The 20,250-nt window shown below is 38.0% G+C and carries 22 protein-coding genes, 1 pseudogene and 1 riboswitch; of the genes and pseudogenes, 10 read left to right on the top strand and 13 right to left on the bottom strand.

The genetic code is table 11. The features are described from left to right. Positions 1-76 precede the first annotated feature (76 nt). From ACM03V_RS07420 to ACM03V_RS07410, 3 genes are all read right to left on the bottom strand, one after another. Positions 77-1,768: a SulP family inorganic anion transporter gene (locus ACM03V_RS07420; protein WP_414620124.1), complete on the bottom strand. Its 1,692-nt coding sequence runs from the start codon at positions 1,766-1,768 to the stop codon at positions 77-79. Between the two features lie 122 nt (positions 1,769-1,890). Next, positions 1,891-2,754 (bottom strand): universal stress protein, encoded by an 864-nt coding sequence (locus tag ACM03V_RS07415; protein ID WP_414620123.1) that lies wholly within the window; start codon positions 2,752-2,754, stop codon positions 1,891-1,893. Positions 2,755-2,853: 99 nt separating this feature from the next. Then, on the bottom strand, positions 2,854-4,341 hold the full coding sequence (locus tag ACM03V_RS07410) for a SulP family inorganic anion transporter (protein WP_414620122.1): 1,488 nt from the start codon (positions 4,339-4,341) through the stop codon (positions 2,854-2,856). A gap of 467 nt (positions 4,342-4,808) precedes the next feature. Between ACM03V_RS07410 and ACM03V_RS07405 the strand changes: the two genes are divergently transcribed. Both ACM03V_RS07405 and ACM03V_RS07400 read left to right on the top strand, forming a co-directional pair. After that, entirely contained in the window at positions 4,809-5,018 is a 210-nt protein-coding gene (locus tag ACM03V_RS07405) for a DUF6888 family protein (RefSeq protein WP_414620121.1), read from the top strand. Further along, positions 5,015-5,197, top strand: a complete 183-nt coding sequence (locus tag ACM03V_RS07400) for a DUF6887 family protein (protein ID WP_414620120.1) — start codon at positions 5,015-5,017, stop codon at positions 5,195-5,197. Before ACM03V_RS07405 ends, ACM03V_RS07400 begins: the two co-directional genes overlap by 4 nt. A 68-nt stretch (positions 5,198-5,265) precedes the next feature. On the opposite strand, the gene ACM03V_RS07395 is transcribed toward ACM03V_RS07400, so the two are convergent. The 4 genes and pseudogenes from ACM03V_RS07395 to ACM03V_RS07380 form a co-directional block, all read right to left on the bottom strand. After that, positions 5,266-6,300 (bottom strand): tRNA dihydrouridine synthase, encoded by a 1,035-nt coding sequence (locus ACM03V_RS07395; RefSeq protein WP_414620119.1) that lies wholly within the window; start codon positions 6,298-6,300, stop codon positions 5,266-5,268. A 98-nt stretch (positions 6,301-6,398) separates the two neighbouring features. Continuing rightward, a complete protein-coding gene (locus ACM03V_RS07390; RefSeq protein WP_414620118.1) occupies positions 6,399-6,800 on the bottom strand; it encodes a hypothetical protein in 402 nt (133 codons plus the stop codon). A gap of 335 nt (positions 6,801-7,135) precedes the next feature. Continuing rightward, on the bottom strand, positions 7,136-8,839 hold the full coding sequence (locus ACM03V_RS07385) for an SGNH/GDSL hydrolase family protein (protein ID WP_414620117.1): 1,704 nt from the start codon (positions 8,837-8,839) through the stop codon (positions 7,136-7,138). Between the two features lie 368 nt (positions 8,840-9,207). After that, a pseudogene (locus ACM03V_RS07380) lies at positions 9,208-9,459 on the bottom strand (IS1 family transposase); the annotation flags it as partial. 15 nt (positions 9,460-9,474) lie between these two features. Here ACM03V_RS07380 and ACM03V_RS07375 point away from each other — a divergent pair. Continuing rightward, positions 9,475-9,636: a hypothetical protein gene (locus ACM03V_RS07375; RefSeq protein ID WP_414620116.1), complete on the top strand. Its 162-nt coding sequence runs from the start codon at positions 9,475-9,477 to the stop codon at positions 9,634-9,636. Between the two features lie 225 nt (positions 9,637-9,861). Here the strand turns inward: ACM03V_RS07375 and mazF are convergent, their stop codons facing one another. Beyond that, entirely contained in the window at positions 9,862-10,209 is a 348-nt protein-coding gene (gene mazF, locus ACM03V_RS07370) for an endoribonuclease MazF (RefSeq protein WP_414620115.1), read from the bottom strand. After that, positions 10,203-10,445 carry an AbrB/MazE/SpoVT family DNA-binding domain-containing protein gene (locus ACM03V_RS07365; protein ID WP_414620114.1) on the bottom strand — a complete coding sequence of 81 codons (243 nt, stop codon included), beginning with the start codon at positions 10,443-10,445 and terminating at the stop codon, positions 10,203-10,205. Before ACM03V_RS07365 ends, mazF begins: the two co-directional genes overlap by 7 nt. A gap of 65 nt (positions 10,446-10,510) precedes the next feature. On the opposite strand from ACM03V_RS07365, the gene ACM03V_RS07360 reads away from it, so the two are divergent. Further along, positions 10,511-10,699 carry a hypothetical protein gene (locus ACM03V_RS07360; RefSeq protein ID WP_414620113.1) on the top strand — a complete coding sequence of 63 codons (189 nt, stop codon included), beginning with the start codon at positions 10,511-10,513 and terminating at the stop codon, positions 10,697-10,699. Positions 10,700-10,850: 151 nt separating this feature from the next. Here the strand turns inward: ACM03V_RS07360 and ACM03V_RS07355 are convergent, their stop codons facing one another. Next, positions 10,851-12,461: a protein kinase domain-containing protein gene (locus ACM03V_RS07355; protein WP_414620112.1), complete on the bottom strand. Its 1,611-nt coding sequence runs from the start codon at positions 12,459-12,461 to the stop codon at positions 10,851-10,853. A gap of 57 nt (positions 12,462-12,518) precedes the next feature. After that, positions 12,519-13,196: a L,D-transpeptidase family protein gene (locus ACM03V_RS07350; protein ID WP_414620111.1), complete on the bottom strand. Its 678-nt coding sequence runs from the start codon at positions 13,194-13,196 to the stop codon at positions 12,519-12,521. Between the two features lie 163 nt (positions 13,197-13,359). On the opposite strand from ACM03V_RS07350, the gene ACM03V_RS07345 reads away from it, so the two are divergent. The 3 genes from ACM03V_RS07345 (at position 13,360) to ACM03V_RS07335 (ending at position 16,027) form a co-directional block, all read left to right on the top strand. After that, entirely contained in the window at positions 13,360-14,217 is an 858-nt protein-coding gene (locus ACM03V_RS07345; protein WP_414620110.1) for an FAD-binding domain-containing protein, read from the top strand. Between the two features lie 197 nt (positions 14,218-14,414). Next, positions 14,415-15,548 (top strand): GNAT family N-acetyltransferase, encoded by a 1,134-nt coding sequence (locus ACM03V_RS07340; protein WP_414620109.1) that lies wholly within the window; start codon positions 14,415-14,417, stop codon positions 15,546-15,548. Between the two features lie 314 nt (positions 15,549-15,862). Beyond that, positions 15,863-16,027 carry a toll/interleukin-1 receptor domain-containing protein gene (locus tag ACM03V_RS07335; protein WP_414620108.1) on the top strand — a complete coding sequence of 55 codons (165 nt, stop codon included), beginning with the start codon at positions 15,863-15,865 and terminating at the stop codon, positions 16,025-16,027. A 153-nt stretch (positions 16,028-16,180) separates the two neighbouring features. On the opposite strand, the gene ACM03V_RS07330 is transcribed toward ACM03V_RS07335, so the two are convergent. Both ACM03V_RS07330 and ACM03V_RS07325 read right to left on the bottom strand, forming a co-directional pair. After that, entirely contained in the window at positions 16,181-16,549 is a 369-nt protein-coding gene (locus ACM03V_RS07330) for a DUF5615 family PIN-like protein (RefSeq protein WP_414620107.1), read from the bottom strand. Next, complete coding sequence (locus ACM03V_RS07325; protein ID WP_414620106.1) at positions 16,542-16,880, bottom strand: DUF433 domain-containing protein; 339 nt, start codon at positions 16,878-16,880, stop codon at positions 16,542-16,544. The genes ACM03V_RS07330 and ACM03V_RS07325 overlap by 8 nt, the downstream gene beginning before the upstream one ends. Before the next feature lie 156 nt (positions 16,881-17,036). Between ACM03V_RS07325 and ACM03V_RS07320 the strand changes: the two genes are divergently transcribed. The 3 genes from ACM03V_RS07320 to ACM03V_RS07310 all read left to right on the top strand — a co-directional run bounded on the left by ACM03V_RS07320 (position 17,037) and on the right by ACM03V_RS07310 (position 20,133). Continuing rightward, entirely contained in the window at positions 17,037-17,546 is a 510-nt protein-coding gene (locus ACM03V_RS07320) for a hypothetical protein (RefSeq protein ID WP_414620105.1), read from the top strand. Position 17,547: 1 nt separating this feature from the next. Further along, positions 17,548-17,991, top strand: a complete 444-nt coding sequence (locus ACM03V_RS07315; protein WP_414620104.1) for a nucleoside 2-deoxyribosyltransferase domain-containing protein — start codon at positions 17,548-17,550, stop codon at positions 17,989-17,991. 76 nt (positions 17,992-18,067) lie between these two features. After that, positions 18,068-18,226, top strand: a riboswitch (cyclic di-AMP (ydaO/yuaA leader). A gap of 569 nt (positions 18,227-18,795) precedes the next feature. Next, complete coding sequence (locus ACM03V_RS07310) at positions 18,796-20,133, top strand: SLC13 family permease (protein WP_414620103.1); 1,338 nt, start codon at positions 18,796-18,798, stop codon at positions 20,131-20,133. Positions 20,134-20,250: the final 117 nt, after the last annotated feature.

Raw genomic sequence — 20,250 nt, 5'->3', positions numbered from 1 at the left:
TATTACCCCCCTTCCCTGTGAGGGAAGGGGGGCAGGGGGGTTAGGTTTCCAGGCATCTGAAAGTATTCCGGCGCTTTCAACCGCCAAACTGTTCCCTTTGTCTGCCACTAACTATTTCAAAACCTTCTTTAAGGGCACTCAGCTTATCATCCATCCAGTGATGTTCGGGAATTAAACCTTTGATGCCCAATTTTTCTAAACGACTTTTTACTTTTCCTGTTGCTCCGACGACAATCACTTCCCGATGTTCGTCGATCGCTTCGTGAATCGCATTTTCTATCGCCAAAGAAGAAGTTACACCCAAAATCGGCACTTCACTTAAATCTACAATCAAAACATCATAATTAGAAATAGCACCATGTTCTCTGGCAATGGCTTTGGCAACACCGAAGATCATTGGGCCGCTAAGATGAAATAATAATACTCTGCCGTTTGCTGAATCTAAAAGTTGTTTTTCTTGGGGAGTTAGAAAAATTTGATCGTCGTCGTCGGTAATTGCTTTGACTGACTTAGATTGCATTTCATCCAAACGAGCAATAGTTAAGATGTTTGCAACAAATACCCCGACAGCAACGGCTACCATTAAATCTACGAATACCGTTAGCAATACTACGCTATACAAAATTCCCGCTGCTTTCAAAGAAATTTTGTGAACCCGCTTGAGAAAGCCCCAGTCAATAATATCAATCCCTACTTTTAAAACAATTGCAGCTAATACAGCTAAAGGGATTCCCGAAGTTAAAGGAGCAGCCCACAATACGACAATTAACAGTACTAAAGCTCGACTAATTCCCGATAATGCAGTACGCCCACCAGCTTGAATATTAACGACAGTTGCGGTTGTAGCACCACTCCCAGCAATTCCACCACAGAAGCCGGTAATTAAATTAGCAATACCTTGTCCGACTAATTCTTTGTTTGATTTATGTTCGGTGCGGGTGAGACTGTCAGAAACCAAGCAAGTTAACATACAGTCGATGGAGCCTACCATCGCCAATATCAAGGCATTAATAAACATTAACCTCAAATTACCACTAGTAAAATCTGGCCAATATAGTCTTTCGGGTAAACCAGGAGTAATTTCACCAATAGTGGCAATGGTACGAATTTCTATTCCTCTCAAAAAAATCAAGGAAATTAACGTACCAATAACCAAAGCTACCAGTTGTGGAGGAACAAACTTTTTTAATTTATTCGGGTACAAAAACAGAATTGCTAAAGTTACAATTCCTAAACCAGTTTCCCAATAATTGATATTTGTAATTAAATTTGGTAAATCCCTAATTACAGCCAACACGCCACCAGGGGGAGTTTCTTGCCCTAAAAAAGGTGCTATTTGAATAAAAATTAGAATTATACCGATTCCCGTCATAAATCCAGAAACCACGTTATAAGGCAGCATTGTAATATACCGCCCTAATTTGAGTAATCCAAACAGGATTTGAAACAGCCCCGCCAACATAGTTACGGTAAATGCCATTGCCAAAGCTTTCTGTGGATCTTCGGGATAAATAGCCATCAGTTCGGTAATAACTGCGGTAACAATTACCGTCATGGGGCCAGTTGGCTCAGAAATTAAACTTGGAGTACCACCAAACAAAGCGGCGAAAAACCCGACTAATATCGCTCCCCACAAACCCGCAGAAGCGCCCGCACCAGAAGCGATACCAAAAGCTAATGCCATTGGCAAAGCAACCACCGCAGCCGTTAAACCTCCGAGAATATCTCCTCGCAAGTTACGGAAATGGATTTGATTGGTTATTTGCATAAAAAGATTACAGGTTAAAGGTTGAAGATTAAAGATTACAGGTTAAAGGTTAAAGGTTGAAAATTAAAGGTTAAAGCTTGAAATTAAGAAACTCCCTACTCCCTACTCCCTATATCTCTCAATTAACGAAATAGTAATAAAGGAATATTGCTACTTCTGAGTAGTTGAGCGGTGGTACTACCAATTACTAAATGGCGAATGCGGCTATGCCCGTAAGCTCCCATCAATAAAAGACTGATATCTTGCTCGTTGACATAGTTATCGATGACTTTTTCTGATTCACCTATCTTAAGACTGCAAATCGGTTGATATCTTGCTCTTTTTAAAAATTGTTCTGCTTCATTAAGTCTTGCCGTAGCCTTTCTATCCGAACTATCTTTAGCTACCGTCAGCAAATGTATTTCTAAGTTTTTAAAAGCATCAGAATCTGCTAAAAATTTAAGTACTTTATATGCCGTTGCACTACCGTCATAAGCAAATAAAATCCGCTGAATCGGTTTAAATTCAGCAGAAGTAACTAAACAAGGTTTGTGACTGCTACGAACAATTCTGTCTACATTTGCTCCCAAATGTCCCTGTGCGAAATCCGCCGCTTCTCCCCGCTTACCCAAAACAATTAAGTCCGAATTCTCTTCAAATTCATGCAAAAAATCTACCAAAAATCCGGTTTTATGAATTAAATTAAAGTCTTCTACACCTTCAGCTTTTAAACTTTGGGCTGCATTATCTAATATTAATCTTGCCCGTTGATTGTTTATCTTGGCTCTTTCATGTTCTAAATTTACTAATTCATTCAGCAAAATTTCCGAAGCACCGAGTCCAATACTGCCGCTTAAATTGTCAGTATTCGCAACTTGTTGGCTACGAATATCGGTGACAGATAACACTTTGATGGGAGCGTTAAATTGAGTTGCAAACCAAGCCCCATATTTATAAATATTTTCAGCAAAAGTTGAACCATCGGTACAAAGTAAAATATTTTTCACGGTAATTCGGGCACCTGAAACTAAAAGTATTTTTTGTGGGCATAGGGAGCAGGAAGTAAGGAGTAGTAACCAGAATTTTTTAGAAGAATTTTTTAAATACTACTGGTTATGAGCGGGCTTCGGTTTTTGATAGTCTGTCAATTTATCTAGTAAGGTGGCACTAGCTTCATTGAGTCCGATTAAATCTACTTCTGCACCATTCCGGCGAAATTTAAGTATCGCTTTATCGAGTACTTCTACTGCCCCTTGATCCCAGAGGTGAGCATGAGTTAAGTCAATCGTGACATTTTCTACTAACTCTGTAAAATCAAAATACTCTAAAAACTCATCTCTTGATAAAAAGAAAATTTGTCCGGCGACTTTATAAGTGCAGTGAGAGCCATCTTGACTGAGCATTTTATCTACAAATACCAACTGAGCAATCTTACGAGAGAAGAATACGGTACTCATCACAATGCCCACAACCACACCAAGGGCAAAATTACTAGTAAAAACTATCACTAACATCGTAGTCAACATCACGGCGGTATCCGTGCGGGGAATGCGGCGAATATTCTTAAACGAAGACCAGCGGAATGTCCCAATTGACACCATAATCATTACTGCTACTAAGGCTGCCATCGGCATCTGCTTAACCCAAATTTGCAAACCCAAAATTGCAATTAATAGAAAAACTCCAGCCGCAAGAGTTGATAATCTACCCCTTCCACCAGACTGCACGTTAATTACCGATTGTCCAATCATTCCGCAGCCAGCCATACCGCCGAAGAAGCCAGTTATCATATTTGCAATCCCTTGCCCTTGCGCTTCCTGATTTTTATCGCTGGGAGTATCGGTAAATTCATCCACCAAGGAAGCTGTTAAAAACGAAGCCAATAAACCAACGATCGCCAAAGTTACAGAATAAGGCAAAATTATATTCAAAGTTTCCAGATTAAAAGGCACTTCGGGTAAAGCAAAACTAGGTAAAGCAGTTGGCAACTCTCCTTTATCTCCCACCCTGGGAACGTTTAGATTTAAACTAATTGCTGCTATAGTCATCACTACCAAAGCCACCAAGGGAGAAGGAACTACTTTGGTAAAACGAGGCAAAATATAAATAATCGCCAACGACAGCGCAGTTAACAGGTATACAGTTAGGACGTTTACCGTTGACGGAAGCCCGATTAATTCCGGTAGCTGAGCCTTAAAAATTAATATTGCCAAAGCATTAATATAGCCAACCATCACCGCTCTGGGAACATACCTCATATATCGTCCCAGTTTCAGCACCCCAAACAAAACTTGTAAGATTCCCGTTAAAAAAGTGGCTGCGAATAAAAATTGCAACCCGTAATCCTTAACTAAATCGATCATCAAAAGAGCCATCGCTCCTGTAGCAGCAGAGATAGAAGCTGGCCTTCCCCCCAAAAACGCCGTCGTTACTGCAATAATAAAAGAGGCATAAAGACCCACCTTGGGATCGACACCAGCAATAATCGAAAAGGCGATCGCCTCCGGAATCAACGCCAATCCGACCACAGCCCCGGCTAAAATATCCTGCCGACTGTTAAAAAACCACTCTCGCTTCCAAGTTGTCAAATTCAAATTATCCTCCTAGCACCGTAATTCATCTAAGTCAGCGCATAATTATCGCTTCAATTTAGCCTACCCGTAAATTGAATTCAGTAATTAATAATTCGTAATAAAAAAGTTGATATTCCCTTAGAGAACTTGTGAGACAAGATATAAAACCTAACACAGACTTTAATTACAGCCAAACCCGCACGCGAAAATTAGTTCGCTGCTTTTTCTCCAGCAATAAGTGGAAATAATTTTGATGAATATTGAATCAGGCAAGAGATAATGATTGACAATTCCAGCTATTTGAAGCTACCGAAGAGATAGTAATCTGCGACATTATCCGAACCCGTTTACTATTGATTTCAAGTTACGCAAGCATATCATAGCGTTGTTACAATTCGCAACATAAGTTAACTTGGGTTGAATTTAGATTTTGCTGAGTTGCTATATATATTGATCAAGAATCGATATAGGGAAACCAAAACAAAATCTTGATAAAATCTAGATTGTTTGTCAAAAAAACAGTAGAACCTACTATTGAACAGTTAAGAACTTTTTACATTCTATGTCTAGAAACAAGTAATTTACTAAAAACTGTGGAATTAACTAGATATGATAGAAGAACTGGAAGAATAGTAGTTTTAATCGGCGACACAATTGAAGTAGAAATTTTAACTAATGGAGAACGCATTATAAGATGAATGACTCAGATTATATGCAATTAACTGAAGCTGAATTGCGAGAATACATTAAATCTCATCCTCAAGATGAAGATGCTTTTCAGCATTATCTGTCAATTATCAGAAAAAGACCAAATAGTGTTGTTGTTAGTACCGACGAACAATTAAGAGCAGAATTAAGAAAAAGATTGAATTCTTAAGAAGGCGATCGCTAAATTTTTCAAGTTTTTCTTCAATCTTGGTTAATCTTTCTTCAGGTAAGGCGCTCTCAAATAGGATTCGGATTTTTAGCATTTGAGTACGGTGAATCGGCTAAATTTTTGTTGCTATCGAGGAGAATGCGATCGCAAAGGTTAAGCAGTTCTACTTCGGTTTTTGTTCGTCGCATTAGCTTTAGAAAATGACCTTCATTGTCAACCAAGAGTGCAATATAGTTGAGGTACATTTTGAGGTGTCCCGCACGCGCACGCGCTGGTGTTTTTACTGCTTCAGGGGTTAGTCGTAATCTATCTATATATTTACGAACTTCAACTAAGGGAACGGGTGAAATTGGCTCGGAGCGTAAAGCCTGCCTAATTTGACTAAAAATCCAAGGATTTGCGATCGCCCAACGTCCCACCATCACACCTGCCGCACCCGTTTGAGAAAGCACTTTGAGGGCAGTCGCAGCTGAGTTAATATTACCATTGGCAAGCACCGGACAATTGACCCGTTTGACCGCTTGGGCAATCAAATCGTATCTCACCACTCCACGGTACATATCTTTCACCGTGCGACCGTGCAAGCTGAGTAAGTCGATACTATGGCGATTAATTATATCTAGAATTTCTTCAAAGGTATTGGTGTTATCAAAGCCTATACGCATTTTCACGGTTAAAGGTCGATCGTTCACAGCAGAACGCAATTCTCCCAAAATCCGATTCACAGTTTCAGGTTCTCGTAGTAATCCGCCCCCAACATTTTTGCGATAAACTCTAGGTGCCGGACAACCCATATTTAAGTCAATTCCAGCAATATTATAGTGGCAGAGTTCTCGTGCTGTTCTGATTAAATCTGGAACACTTTCGCCAATCATTTGAGCAAAAACGGGGCGATTCGTGTCGTTTTCGACGATTGAAGCCAAAATCTTATGATTGAGCCGCGAGTCATCGCGGACGCGAAAATATTCGGTAAAGAAATAGTCAGGACTGCCGTAGTCGGCAATAATTTTCATAAACCAGAGATTTGTCACATCCTGCATGGGTGCAAGAGCGGTGAGGGGTAAATCTGGATCGAGCGATTTGGGGAGCGATACCTTGGACATAGAGATTACGCGAGCGGACAAAGCATTACTTTATCAAAGCGCGATCGCTTCTTCTAGATACTGCAATATATAGATATTTTCCGTAACGCGCATATGATTCAATTCGGTTGATTGGCACGAACTTCGATATCTTCAAGTGTTTGCAGTAAAAGACGCTTAGCTTGCATCTCCCAGCCTAATTTCTGAATTTTAATAGCTGCAAAAGTACCACCGATCGCAGCCAACAAGCCGATGGGTTGATGAAGTGAAATTCCGAGTAACAAACCCAAGCCACCAATTCCCCAAAACGGTAAAGCTACTGTTTGCCGCTGTTCTTCAATAATTTTATTTAGTTCACCCGACGGCATTTCGGTCAATAATGCTTCTTTTACCTTTTTCTGTTCTGCCATTGGTACAGCTAAACAAATCTTCCGTCGTAACTTTTCAATTTTACGGGCATCAGTGCTATATTCCGTAAGTTCATCAAGAGTCATTGATAACAAACGTTTTAATTGTTCCATTATGTGCTACAGCTTCCTTATATTTTTTTAGTGAAAAGTTATTTAATGTGATGTATGTATCTTATCGGTTTTTGACATCTTCCCTTACTAAAAGTAGTACCAATTCTGTATGAGATGAGGTTGCGCTGAATCGCTCTGAATGTGATTAGTCAAAAATTTCTCCCGACACCCTTCTAAAGTGAGGGCTTTTGGCAAGTAATTAAGAAGCTGGCGGTTGAAACCACACCTATTGCTATATAGAAATTGGTATAAAAAATAAAAGGATGCCTGTGGTTAAAACAAGCATCCGTCAATAGATGAATTCTAATTAACTTCCGTAGTACAGGTTGAGCCTTCTATACAAGTCCAGCCTCCGCTGCACAAAGTGCTGTTTGACTTCCAAAAATATTCACTACGTCTTCAACTTCATTACTAAGATTTATCAAATCTACTCGCAGCAAATTTTGGGAGACACGGGTAAATTCAATTGTTCCCCCAGCATTTAAGTAGCTGGTAAAATCCAACATATCATTTGTTTGGAACCAATTAATCGTATCCACATCGGCTTGCCCATCCAAAATGTCGCTGCCAAATATGTAAGTATCTTTACCCAAACCACCATTAAGTTTGTCGTTACCGATACCTCCGTTCAGTGTGTCGTTACCAAAACCGCCGTTAAGTTTATCGTCGCCGATGCTACCGTTGAGTTTGTCGTCGCCGAAACCGCCGTTAAGTTTATCGTCGCCGATACCACCCGCCAGAAAGTCGTTGCCAAAACCGCCGATTAGTAAGTCGTTGCCAAAACCGCCGATTAGTAAGTCGTTGCCAAAACCACCATAAAGTTTGTCGTTACCAAAACCACCGATTAGTATATTAATTCCACTGTCACCGAGAATAAAAGCGTCATGGCGATTGCTAGTAGCTTGCAAATTTTGATAAACAAATTCTCCTGTAATTTCATGAACTGCTCTTGTTGGATGCTCTCCATCCCAAAACAAATATTCCGAGGGATCGTCACCTACAGAGGAGGAAGCTAAGAAAGAATCTTCTGTATTTGTTAATCCAAAAGCTTCCGGGTTATCGATAGAGAATTCTAAAAGAGAATTGATATCGATGGGAGTAATACTAATATCGGATAGCTCCGAATCCAAATTACTTATTCTCTGTGCCAACAGTTCATTGTATTTATTAGTTGCTTCTGTAAAGATTTGAGCTTCTTCTGGACTGTTAACTAAAGGTCGGATTCCTAAATCGGGCAGATTAAAAACAATGAAGTTGCGAGCGTCTACCTCGTTGTAGAGTTCCTTTACAGAAGTTTCCAAATTATTGACTGGTTCATTTAGGTCTAAAACAGAACCATTTAGATCGACAACAGAACCATTAGAAACTGCGTCGAAATCATTGGAACCACCCCATATAGCGTAAAGTGCATCTCCTAATTGGCTAGTCTGCTCGGCAGGCAAATCGTCAACGTCATTAATAAACGAATCAATCTGTTTTAATACCCCTGGTATATTCGGATTCAGCCCCGGTATTGGGGGATTGGGAGGTATTGGATCTGGATTCGCGACATTCTCAAGTCCACTTGTTGCTCCTGCAAAGGCAAAGTTAACGGAATTAGTTGCTGTTTGAGTGCCATAGTTTAAATTAGCTTCAACTACAAAGGTGTTGGTGTTGAAAACCGCAGCAGGAGGTAAAGATGGATCGGGAGGAGGCAAAAAGGATGGATCGGGAATCACGGTTAATAACGTGGATGCCACAACAGGACCATCTAAATTAAGCTTATCAGCCAGAAAATCTACCCAAATTGAACGTGGATCATCTGGATCGCCATTAGTAAACTTTCCTTCGCTATCGTAGGGGGGTACTGGCGGTGAGATTGGAACTAAGCCAGAAAGTCTTGGATCGATGCTGCTAAATATATTTTCTACGGCTTTGGTAGTATTAAAGACATTTCCAGGGTCGGAGAGACTATCGCTAAAAACGTATAGCTGGTTGAACGTCTTGTTGGTAGAATTATTTTCTTTTGTTTTGCCTGATTTATATGTAAAAGATACCACTGGAAATACCTGCCTTCAAATGTAATAGGACTTGAAAGAATTCATTGTCTGCTTGAGTAGGTGCAACGCTATTTTATAAACTGCGATCAAAGATTAATGATTGTCAATTTTTGAAGAAAATTCTTAAAAAATCAAATTAAAATCAGTAATTTTACGTTTATATTAACTAAATGTTACTAGATACACAAGTAGTTTCAATTACATTTTTTACACTTATCTAAATTCTGGATCTCAAGTAGAAATCTATTGAATTAACCACGTAGGTGGGTTTTGCTTGTGTAGATGAGCCATTGCGTTGCGCAGGTTCCCCGCGTTGTAGCAAATGGCGTGCGGTTTCAACCGCCAAACTTAAAATAACCAACTTATATCCCAGCCTGCTTCACCCAATTGATCGCAGTATTATGAGAAATTCCCATCTTTTTCTCAATCGCTCGAAACCCCATCCCTCCTCGATATAATTCCAAGCATCGTTGCTTAACTTCCTCTGAATAACCTTTTGGCGAATAACTCTCTAAAAACTGCTTTCCACATTCTTTGCAAATATAGCGCTGCTTGTTGTGACGATGACCATTTTTAGAAATCTTTTCTGATTGGCAATGCGGACATCTGTATTTGTTCAAGTTCAATATCCATTTATGAAAAGCTTGCTTAAAAAATCGATGCTCAAGGCTATAGATACAGTTGTCGAGCAAGATGCAACCGCTATCGAAAATCTATATCCCAAGCAGCAACCAAAAATTAAACTTCTCAATGAAGAAATTATGCATTATGCAAAGCAACTTTACAGCAATTGGTGAGGTAATTTTGGATCGTAAATAGTAATTGATAATTTTCTTAATACATAATGGTGCGTTACGGCATTATCAAATGGGATAGGTTTTCAATCAAATTAACTCGTGCCGTAACACACCCTACAATTTTAATTTAAAGGCGTAATTTATCATTTTATTAATACAATTATCAAAATGTTGATATTTATAAACTTCATGTAGCAGCGGGTGCAAGTTAAGAGCAACAAAAAATTAAAAAATTAATGGTTCAATTTTTGCTTGTATTTCTTCTATTGTATCTTCTGGTAGACACTCAATAAATTTTGCTTTTCGAGCTTTCCAATCCAAACATTTTATTTGGTTTACAAGAACAATCCCATGTGTTTTTAATCCGTCAGGAAGAACAACTTCAAAAGGATAATTCTTTTGATTGCTTGTAACAGGGATAAATAAAGCCAGGGAGCTTTTTTTATTATAAGCATAAGGTGAAATAACAACAGCAGGTCTATAACCTCTTTGTTCGTGACCTTTAGTTGGGTCAAAATCCAAATAAACGATATCTCCCCGGCTTGGAATATAAGAATCGCTATGCGTTACCAAACCTCTTTCCCCACAGCTACTCCACTATCAATTTCGTCATGACTATTTTCTGGCGTGATTTGACTTACAAGCTCCTCAAGTGAATAACGCTTACGTCTTTTCGGCACGACGATTAAATTCCCATCTTTCACACTAAAATCAACTACCGAACCTTCAGTAACATCAATTTCTTTTGCTATATTTTGCGGAATCCGAATAGCAAGGCTATTTCCCCATTTTGCAACATTTGCATTCATAATCAATCGAATTCTAAATAGAATATACAATGTATCTACATAATAGCAGATTGTTTGAGACTGTTATGGGTTGGTGCTATACGGAAGGTTATGAAAAAAGTTTAAAAAGTGGAAGAATTAACCCCAAACCTCAGATAAAAGTCATTTCCGAACGCCCTAGTTTGATTCGCACAGATGCAGACGCAGCTAAAAAAACCGAGATAGCAGTTGTTGGTGTTACTAACAGCAATCACTTAAAGAAACTCCGCGATTAAAAGCAGAAGAACCAATTTATGACCCCGGTGAATTAGAAATAATTACCTATCAACAACGATTAAAAAAAATGGTATTCCCGTACCTATAGCTTTAATTGAAACCCTCACAAAACATTTTGGGAATAATCTTGTTTCTAAATTTTCTAAATATTTAGTTAATTCGTCGTCTGAATAATTTTAACAATCCAATTCCTGTAATTAAACTAGATAAAATAGTAGTTGTTATCACTCCAATTACAAAGCTAACAATCCAAGCAATTTCTGGATTCCAAACCTTAGATAATAATGAATTAGCAATTAAACCCGTAAAAGAACCTAAGAAAACGCTTGCAAAAATACCTACTAAAGATAGCATCAACCATCCCAACGAATTGTGTATTTGTCGGCGTATGGTTAACCATTTAGCTATCGATGTTCCTCCTATTACTCCTGTTACTGCACATAGCAATTGTCCCTTAAAACCGAATAACATCCCTGTAAAAGTTCCTATAAATAAACCTATCAAAAAGCCAAACAAAGTTTCTATCAAAGACCAAAAATTAAATATAATTCGCTGTTTTAGCACCAACCATTGCATAATTTCAACTGGTACCAAAGTAACGATTGCTGCTAACATTGCGTAGTGATAACCTAAATTTTGACCGAAAATAGAATATACTGCTCCACTTAAAATACTACGTATAAATAAACCAATGCCGATACCAACAATATTTGATAACATCCATTGATAGAAAAAACCAACGTTAATAGCTGTTATTGGAGTTGTTAGGGTATTTATTTGGTTTGTATTCGGTTGATTAGTAACTTTAAAATTCTCAGAATTATTCGTATTAAATGGTATATTACTTCGGAGCGTAGGCAAAAGTGAAATTGGCTTGATCTCCGATAACCGTTGTAAAATTTCTTCAGTATTTGCTGGGCGTTGAGATGGCGATCGCATCATCATCCAATCGAGAAAGTCTGCAAAGGTTGGCGAAATATTTGGTACTGCATCGCGCCATAATAATTCATCAGTTTGGGGATTATAAAATTGATTTGGATCTTTTGCAGTGAGTAAATAAACGAACGTGCGTCCCAAAGCGAAAAAGTCAGATTGCTGCATAGCTTGACCGTTCATTTGTTCCGGTGGCGTGTATCCAGCCGAAACTATCCCCGTTACCTGTCCTTTTGCTTGTGCCTGCCAGTAAGTATCTGTAACTACTCGCGCTGTACCAAAATCAATCAGTGCTAAACCACCTTCAGCCCGCAGCATAATGTTAGCTGGTTTGATATCGCGATGAAAAAAGTTTTGATTGTGAACCTGTTGCAAAATAACGGTTAATTCTTGCAACCACTGCATCGCCATTCTTTCATCAATAGGGCGATATTCCCGCTGTTTGATGTATTCATATAAATCCATCCCCTCGATTTTTTCCATTACCAAACAGTGCAAAGGTTCTCGACTGTTGCGGGGATGATAAACGAAATATCCGTCGTCTTCAACTTGCGGAATTCCAGGATAATTTAACTGAGATAAAACTTCAGCTTCCCGTTGAAATAATTCGATTGCTTTGGGAAAATTATTATGGAGAATTTTAAGGACTTTTAAATTATTATTGCGTTCTTTAATTTCATAAGTCTTACCAAAACCACCACCTCCCAAATACTTTACTACCTTGTAACGTCCTTGCAGCAGCAATTCCGAACCGCAACCCAGACAAAAAATTATCTTGTCAGGATTATCATTGGGTTTTGGACAGTGGGGATTTATACAAAGAGTCATAATTAATGGGCATGGGGAATTGGGCATGGGCTATAGGCGATCGTTATTACCCAAATGTTAAGGAACAACTTCTAATAATGTACCTATTTTTACGACCTTATATAATTCTTCCACATCTTTATTTTTTAATGACGGGCAACCCCAAGTCCAGTTTGTTCGATTATCTATCATTTCATCGCTTCCTTGTGGTACCCCATGAATACCGACTTCACCGCCAATAGAATTAAACCAAGAAATTTTGCCTTGGCTTTTAGCTTGAAAATGCTTTCTCCAAGATGCAGCATTGGGATAATCTAACCACATAAATTTACTCCATGAAGCATGAGGATATAAATCTTTTATACGAAAGATACCTTCAGGAGTACGTCTGTCACCTTCCTTGAACTTATCTCCTTTTGGACTACTACCGAAAACCACCGGGTAAGATTTTATCGGCTTTTGATTGTAGTAAAGCGTGATTCGATGCTTTGATTTTTCAATTAAAATCGAAGTCTTATCTGTATCTATATTTTCTCCAATTAACTCCTCAACTGTTTGATTGTAATTAAGTAAATTGTGTCCAGGAATTGCAGAGTGAATAGTTTTCGGTGATTCACAACCAGTAAAACATAAAACTCCCGCAACATCCCTAAGAGGGAAAATAAATCCCAAGCGAGTTAGTAGAAAATATAGTGCAGATGTGCTAAAAATTAAAATAAAAAATATTTTTATTTGATTTTGATATTTTAAATTCATTTTATTTAGAGTAATAATAGTTACATTTTTTTAGTCAATCAACTTTAACACTCCGAGTATATGAATTACACACCGGCAAACCTCACCCCTTCCCCTCTCCTTAATAAGGAGAGAGGTGCCGGAGGCGGGGTGAGGTTCTTTTATTCCCAATGCCCAATTCCCAATGAACAACGAAATGCGCCGCGACTTTGACAACCGCGAAGAATTGATAGCTTATCTCAAACAAGAATTTCCCGAAGCTGCAAAACGAGACGAACACATCAGCGAAACCGTAGGTGGACGAAAAGCCGCCGAAAAAGCTTTAGAAAAAGTAGACCCCAAACGCTACGGGAAAACACGTAATTTTTTAACTGGTGGAGTTACCAAACTTTCTGCTTATTTGCGCTACGGTGTTCTTAGTTTGGCAGAAGTACGAGACTTTGCTTTAAATAGAGCTAGCAACGATAACGACGCGACAAAGTTAGTTAACGAATTAGGCTGGCGCGATTATTGGCAAAGATTATACGTAAAACTCGGTGATGGAATTTGGGAAGATAGAGAAGAATACAAAACGGGATACGATGCTGCCGAATATGCAGCAGAATTACCCGAAGATATCGCACAAGGTACCACAGGATTAGTTTGCATCGATCGTTTTAGTCAACAATTGCGCGAAACTGGTTATTTACACAACCATATGCGGATGTGGATTGCAGCATATATAGTACATTGGCGAAAGATTCGCTGGCAAGCTGGAGCAAAATGGTTTTTAGAACATTTATTAGATGGCGACCCAGCAAGTAATAATATGTCATGGCAGTGGGTAGCAAGTACCTTTAGTCATAAACCTTATTTCTTCAATCGCGAGAATTTAGAACGTTATACCGATGGGGTTTATTGTAAGCAATGCCCTTTATATGGAAAATGCGATTTTGAAGGTAGTTACGAACAGTTAGAAGAGAAATTGTTTCCTAAAAAAGAGTTTAGTAATCAGCCCAATAGTCAGAGTTTTCAGAAGGGGAAGAGGAAGGGTAATGGGTAATGGGTAATTGGATGTAGGTTGGCTTCACGGCGCATGAGAATTGAATCATATAATAAATTATTCATGTTGCGCCGTAACCCAACATTGCCTTGTTAATGTTAAAAAAAATTAAAATGCTTTTTAAGAAAAAAATTGACACTTAAATTACTTTGTTTTATGTAATAATAATTACAAAATGGAATAAATATTAATTCATCATGCTTATACAGGAAAATTTATTCAAGAAAGAAAAACTACAGATAAAAGCGGTTCAAACTGTTAATGAACTTGGATTACATATAGATGCTTGGAATCAACTGGCTTTTGCAGCACCTCAACAGTTACCAATGTCTTCTTATGCTTGGGTATCATCGTATTTTGAACACAATTTGTCAGCGGATGAATCCTGGGTTTGTTTATTTGCTTACGATGAAAAAGAGCTAGTAGGTGTGATGCCGCTAGTTGTAAAATCACGCAGTTTAGTGGGATTCAAGTTTTTTCTATTAGGTATCCGTAGGTCTACACAAACCTGTTCGATTGATGTATTAGCTAAACATGGTCAGGAAAATACAGTTATTCCGGCTATGATTGATGCTGCAATTGCATATTATCCCCATCAAATAGGTTTTATTTTTGATAGATTACCAGAAAATTCGCCAACGATTGATGTCTTAGAAAATTTATCAGGTTTTACCCTTGTCAAAGAATTTGATAGTGTAGGAGCTTTTTTAAAAATTGCCGATAGTTTCGCGGAATATCGATCTAGTTTGAGCGGTAATTTTAGGAGCAATCTGAATAAAGCCTCCAAAAAACTGCATAAGCTAACAGATGTGAAAATTAGTTTTCTAAATGGAAATAAAGCAACACAAGAACACTTAACTAAATTGATAGAAGTAGAAGCGAAAAGTTGGAAAAAAGATGAAGGAACAGCGATAAGCGATAGTGCTAAAGATATGGATTTTTTTCAACATCTTGCCGAGCGATTATCAGCAGCAGGTTTTCTAGAATGGCAAATATTAGAAGCTGAAGGAAAGACAATTGCAGTTAACTTTGCAGTTCGCTTGAAACGTTCAATTTTAATTTGGAAGCTAAGTTTCGATCCGAGCTACTCGAAATGTTCTCCTGGTAGTATCCTTTTGGAAGAAGCAGTCAAATTAGCATATGAATCTGAGGATATTGACGAAATCAATTTAATGACCGATCATTCCTGGTACGACAATTGGAAAATGGAAAAACGGCGATATTACAATCTCAAACTATATCAAAATAAACCAATTCCCTTGATGATTGGATATTTTGCTACGTCTATACGCCAAAAATTTCGGTCATTATCAAGTCCAGCCGATCACTGACTATTAAAATGTAGGTTAGCTTCACGGCGCACGGATATATTCATATTTTACGAAAAATTAAAATGCGCCGTAACCCAACATTGCGTTATTGGTTTTTTATAAAATTCTGCTTTTTAATAACAATATTCATCCACAAGCATGATGTTGGGTTACGAGACGATTAATGTATATTATCGTTAAAAATTAAATTTGGTTTCCGTGTCTAACCCAACCTACGAGCTATATTAGTAAATTAAGCTAGTTTCATCAGGAATATTTCTGTTTTATGTTGTAAAAATAGTAATGTATATACTGGATAAATCTACTTAGCCGAAATGTCCTCACAAAACCAATTCGACGTTTTCCTTTGTCACAATAGCAAAGACAAGCCGGAGGTAAAACAAATAGGAGAACAATTGAAACAGCAGGGACTCCAACCTTGGTTAGATGAATGGGAATTTCGTCCGGGTTTTCCTTGGCAACGGGAATTAGAGAGGTAAATTGGACACATTAAATCTGCTGCTGTTTTTGTCGGTAGTAGCGGTTTTGGTCCTTGGCAAGAACACGAGTTAGATGCTTTTTTGCGTGAGTTTGTCAAAAGGCAATGTCCCGTGATTCCTGTATTACTTCCTACTGCACCACAAATACCACAATTACCAATTTTTCTTAGTGGTTAAATGAATAATCTGGTCTTGATACTCGTTATCAAAAGAAAATTCAGCCAACAAAATCAACTCCTCCAGATTTTGACCTGCGCTTAAATTTGGGTTAAGTATAAAAATACCAGGCATATGATGACCTTCTGCTATGTGGTCAGTCAAATGTACGGGCATAGATTTACGATTATTTGTCACCAAGACAAAATTATATTCTTCGCACCAACAAAGAATTTCTGGATCTAAAGTTCCTTTTATTGGTGTGTCAGGTTCTCCTACAGCCCAAACTACTAAATCGGGTTTCTGTCGTCGCAGTTGATTAGTATACACAGGATCTACATTCTCATCCATCAAATATTTAAGCACCTTTACCCTGTTCCATCGCTGCTTTTTCTTGTTTAATTTTCCGCAAACGAACAATACCCGGAGGTGGATTTAAAGCTTGTGCTTTGCGTTGTTGGTGTCCCCATTCCAACCAATCAGCAATATAGTTACTCACAACTTCCTTATTTTGCAAATAATAAAGAATCGTCGCGTAAACTTGTTCTAAACTCAGAGATGTGTAAGTTTGAGCAATTTCCTCTGGAGTTCGAGAACGATAAATATGTTCATAGAGAATAGTTTCAATACCTATTCGAGAACCTTTGAGACGAATATCATCGGCTGATAAAAAATTAAAGTAATCTTCTAATTGCATACCTTAAACCTCTTTCTTTTTATCTTAAATTCTATGCAATATTATTTCTATACGAAAATGTAAATTCTTAGCCCACGCAGGTGGGCTTTGTTTGTATAGCCCCAGACTTGCAGTCTGAGGGTACCGTACCATATTTAAAAACACGAATTATCAAAAATGCCCAAACAAGACTCTACAAAATTAACAAAAGTATCTGTAAATCTCCCTTTCGGCATTGGTGGAACGGAATGGGAACCCGATGATACCGAAAGAAAAGCCGCTTGGTCATTATTTGTAGAACTCGTCACCCGTGTCACCATCCAACCTTTAGAACCTGAAACAAACCAAGGATTATTGCGTGAAGCACTGACATCTCTCCATAGTTTATTTGCAACTACGCGGGAAATCCTTAAAAAAGCTGGTCCCGATATCGGTGCATCTCATCGCTCGGTTGGAGGAATAGCTATTACTGTACTAAATAAAGGTTTACGTCCTTTTCTTGCTAAGTGGCATCCTTTATTACAATCTTGGGAAGCACAACGTCCTCTCGATTTAAGTCCTTTTGAACATGAAAAAAACTGGAAGCACCAGGCAAACTTAAGAAGCGAATTAGAAGTACTCAGGCGCGATTTAGAAGAATATGCTATAGCTTTAGCAGTAATTGCGGGTGTAGATTATACCTTTTGAAATGAGTAAATACATTGAAGCTTTATCAGAATTTGATGGACAAGGTGATGCGATATTTTGCGCTGGAGGTATAAGCAACTGTCCAGATTGGCAATCGCAAATAGTGGAATTGTTGAAACCTTCACCTTGGATTATTTTAAATCCTCGTCGTGCTAATTTCCCGATTGATAATCCCGATGCTTCTAAACAACAAATTGCATGGGAACACAAACATTTGCGACTTGCTTCATCAATTATGTTTTGGTTTCCCCAAGAAACAATTTGCCCCATAGCACTTTACGAATTGGGTGCTTTTTCAATGACAGATAAACCTTTGTTTATAGGAGTTCATCCTAATTATCCGAGAAGACAAGACGTAGAAATTCAAACAAGTTTAGTACGTCCCGATATTAATATAGTTTACTCGTTAAAAGAATTAGCCAAACAAATTTTAAAGTCAGGTTAGGAAATACCTAAAAAATAAAACACTCTTAAGATAGATTTTATAAACCAGTAGATCGATTGTATTATAAATTCTGTTAAGCAAAAATCAGCCTAATCCAGCTTATATTCAAGTTGGAGCGGAGGAACCATTATTATCGGGGCTTATTTTACTTAGAAGAATTAATATCTTCTTAGTAAGAAGGATACCTCTCAATCCTAGCCCGTCAGCTAACTTCGTAGGCATCGAGGGGGATTGATGATAAACGTTATGTTTTCATCATTATCCCAGGCTAATATTACTCGCGTCAGTTGTGTACTTAATTATTACCTGGTGAATTTATCATGCATAATTTATTAATTTGTATAAAAGAAAATCTCTATAATTTAAGCATTTAAGATTATAGAAATAATTATTAGTACATAGATCCAAATTGCAGCTAATTTCTGTAATGGCGGCATCTCGATCCATATTAACAACTACTATCTCTCTTTACCTCTTCCCTCCCTCTTGAAAAGTTGTTCTCTTCGAGAAAGCCTATGTCCTAGCGGACACGCTTCGCTAACGGCTCACATAGGGGAAACCCCCAAGTTCACACTTTATGTCGCTATCGCGACACGCTGAACCGCACCTTCGGTGAACGCTAACGCCGCGAACTCTGCGTCTCAGCGGTTTTTTTAATAAGTAATTTTCTGGTGGTAAGAAAGTAATTTTTATAGTAGAACTATCTTGCTCCCTATTAATTATTAGTAGGAAGCAGATGCTCCCAATTAATGATTTAGCCATTCAAAATTGATCATAAAAACTATTAAATCTGGAGAAATTGTGATGCTACATTGGCAAGCAATGTTGAGCAGTGCCGTATTTATCGCTGTCATTGGTTTAATTATGACAGAGTGGATAAATTTGACGGTAGCAGCTTTATTAGGAGCATTACTATTAGTTTTCACTAATATAATGACTTTAGAAGAAGCAATTGGGTATATTGCTAAAAGTCACGGAACGTTATCATTATTTTTCGGCGTAATGATATTAGTAAGAGCGTTTCAACCGACAAAAGTTTTTGATTATTTAGCTGCACGGATACTATTTCTAGTAAAGGGAGAAGGTAAACGTTTACTACTAGGAATTATTGCTGTAACTGTTCCAATTTGTGCAGTTTTACCCAACGCTACAACTGTAATGTTGTTAGCTCCTTTAATTCCTCCAATAGCCAAAGAATTAAGCGTTAATTTTGTTCCGCTATTGATTTTAATGGTATTCGTTGCCAATGCTTCGGGATTATTAACTTTAGTCGGCGATCCGGTTACATTCTTAGTTGGTGATGCAATTAATTTAAGTTTTGCGGATTATTTATTACGTTTAAGTTTGGGGGGAGTAATATCAATTGCTGTAGTTGCGCTGACATTACCCATACTTTTCCGCAAAATTTGGCGAACAAAGTTAGATGATTTGGGACAAATACCACATCCACAAATTAAACATCCAGAAGCTTTGACAATGGCTGGGTTTATATTTGCTTCTGTACTGCTATTTTTTGTCATCGGGGATTCTTTACCAGTTAAGATTTCACCTGCTGCTGTTGCTTTAATGGGTGCTGCTTTATCAATGCTTGTATCTCATCAAAGCAGGGTTGATACGGTTGAGAATATTTTGCGCGATGTCGATTGGAGTACTTTGATATTTTTTATGAGTACTTTTGTGTTAATCGGAGGATTGGAAAAAACAGGTGTAATTAAAAGTTTTGCAGGTATCTTAGCAGTATCTATCGGGACTAATATAGTTTTTGGTTCGATAGTATTAGTTTTTGTGGTTGGAATCTTATCAAGTATAGTTCCGAATATTCCTTTAGTCGTGGCAATGATACCGCTGCTAAAACAGTATTTAATTAATGTTGGTTTAGTAGGAACAGAAGTATTAACACCAGATTTCATGGGGCAATTACCGCCATCCGTATTACCTTTATTTTATGCCATGCTGTTTGGTGCAAGTTTAGGAGGAAACGGTACTTTAGTTGGAGCATCTTCTAATATTGTCGCCGCAGGAATTGCCCAACAGTACGGAAGACGCATTTCATTTAAAGGATTTCTTAAATATAGTATTCCGGTGACGATATTACAGTTAGTTGCAGCCACAATTTATTTGTTAATTCGATTTTTTGGCTGAATTTTTAAAGGATGTTTTAGAAGTATCTGGCGGTTTAAACCGCTACTACACAGGCAAAGTCCACCTCCGTGGACTAATTTATTTATATAATTTATAACCCGCGCAGGCGGGTTTTGC

Source organism: Calothrix sp. CCY 0018 (assembly GCF_963920925.1).
Classification (GTDB): domain Bacteria; phylum Cyanobacteriota; class Cyanobacteriia; order Cyanobacteriales; family Nostocaceae; genus Rivularia.
Note: the sequence above shows the minus strand (reverse complement) of the source record. Positions and strands in the feature narration are given on the sequence as shown.

Coding starts and splice junctions, on each gene's coding strand:
- ACM03V_RS07390 (WP_414620118.1), bottom strand. CDS start 6,800: ATGGAACAATTAAAACGTTTGTTATCAATGACTCTTGATGAACTTACG.
- ACM03V_RS07345 (WP_414620110.1), top strand. CDS start 13,360: ATGAACAACGAAATGCGCCGCGACTTTGACAACCGCGAAGAATTGATA.
- ACM03V_RS07400 (WP_414620120.1), top strand. CDS start 5,015: ATGAATGACTCAGATTATATGCAATTAACTGAAGCTGAATTGCGAGAA.
- ACM03V_RS07320 (WP_414620105.1), top strand. CDS start 17,037: ATGCCCAAACAAGACTCTACAAAATTAACAAAAGTATCTGTAAATCTC.
- ACM03V_RS07340 (WP_414620109.1), top strand. CDS start 14,415: ATGCTTATACAGGAAAATTTATTCAAGAAAGAAAAACTACAGATAAAA.
- ACM03V_RS07325 (WP_414620106.1), bottom strand. CDS start 16,880: ATGCAATTAGAAGATTACTTTAATTTTTTATCAGCCGATGATATTCGT.
- ACM03V_RS07360 (WP_414620113.1), top strand. CDS start 10,511: ATGGGTTGGTGCTATACGGAAGGTTATGAAAAAAGTTTAAAAAGTGGA.
- ACM03V_RS07420 (WP_414620124.1), bottom strand. CDS start 1,768: ATGCAAATAACCAATCAAATCCATTTCCGTAACTTGCGAGGAGATATT.
- ACM03V_RS07335 (WP_414620108.1), top strand. CDS start 15,863: ATGTCCTCACAAAACCAATTCGACGTTTTCCTTTGTCACAATAGCAAA.
- ACM03V_RS07315 (WP_414620104.1), top strand. CDS start 17,548: ATGAGTAAATACATTGAAGCTTTATCAGAATTTGATGGACAAGGTGAT.
- ACM03V_RS07395 (WP_414620119.1), bottom strand. CDS start 6,300: ATGTCCAAGGTATCGCTCCCCAAATCGCTCGATCCAGATTTACCCCTC.
- ACM03V_RS07355 (WP_414620112.1), bottom strand. CDS start 12,461: ATGACTCTTTGTATAAATCCCCACTGTCCAAAACCCAATGATAATCCT.
- ACM03V_RS07310 (WP_414620103.1), top strand. CDS start 18,796: ATGCTACATTGGCAAGCAATGTTGAGCAGTGCCGTATTTATCGCTGTC.
- ACM03V_RS07350 (WP_414620111.1), bottom strand. CDS start 13,196: ATGAATTTAAAATATCAAAATCAAATAAAAATATTTTTTATTTTAATT.
- ACM03V_RS07365 (WP_414620114.1), bottom strand. CDS start 10,445: ATGAATGCAAATGTTGCAAAATGGGGAAATAGCCTTGCTATTCGGATT.
- ACM03V_RS07375 (WP_414620116.1), top strand. CDS start 9,475: ATGAAAAGCTTGCTTAAAAAATCGATGCTCAAGGCTATAGATACAGTT.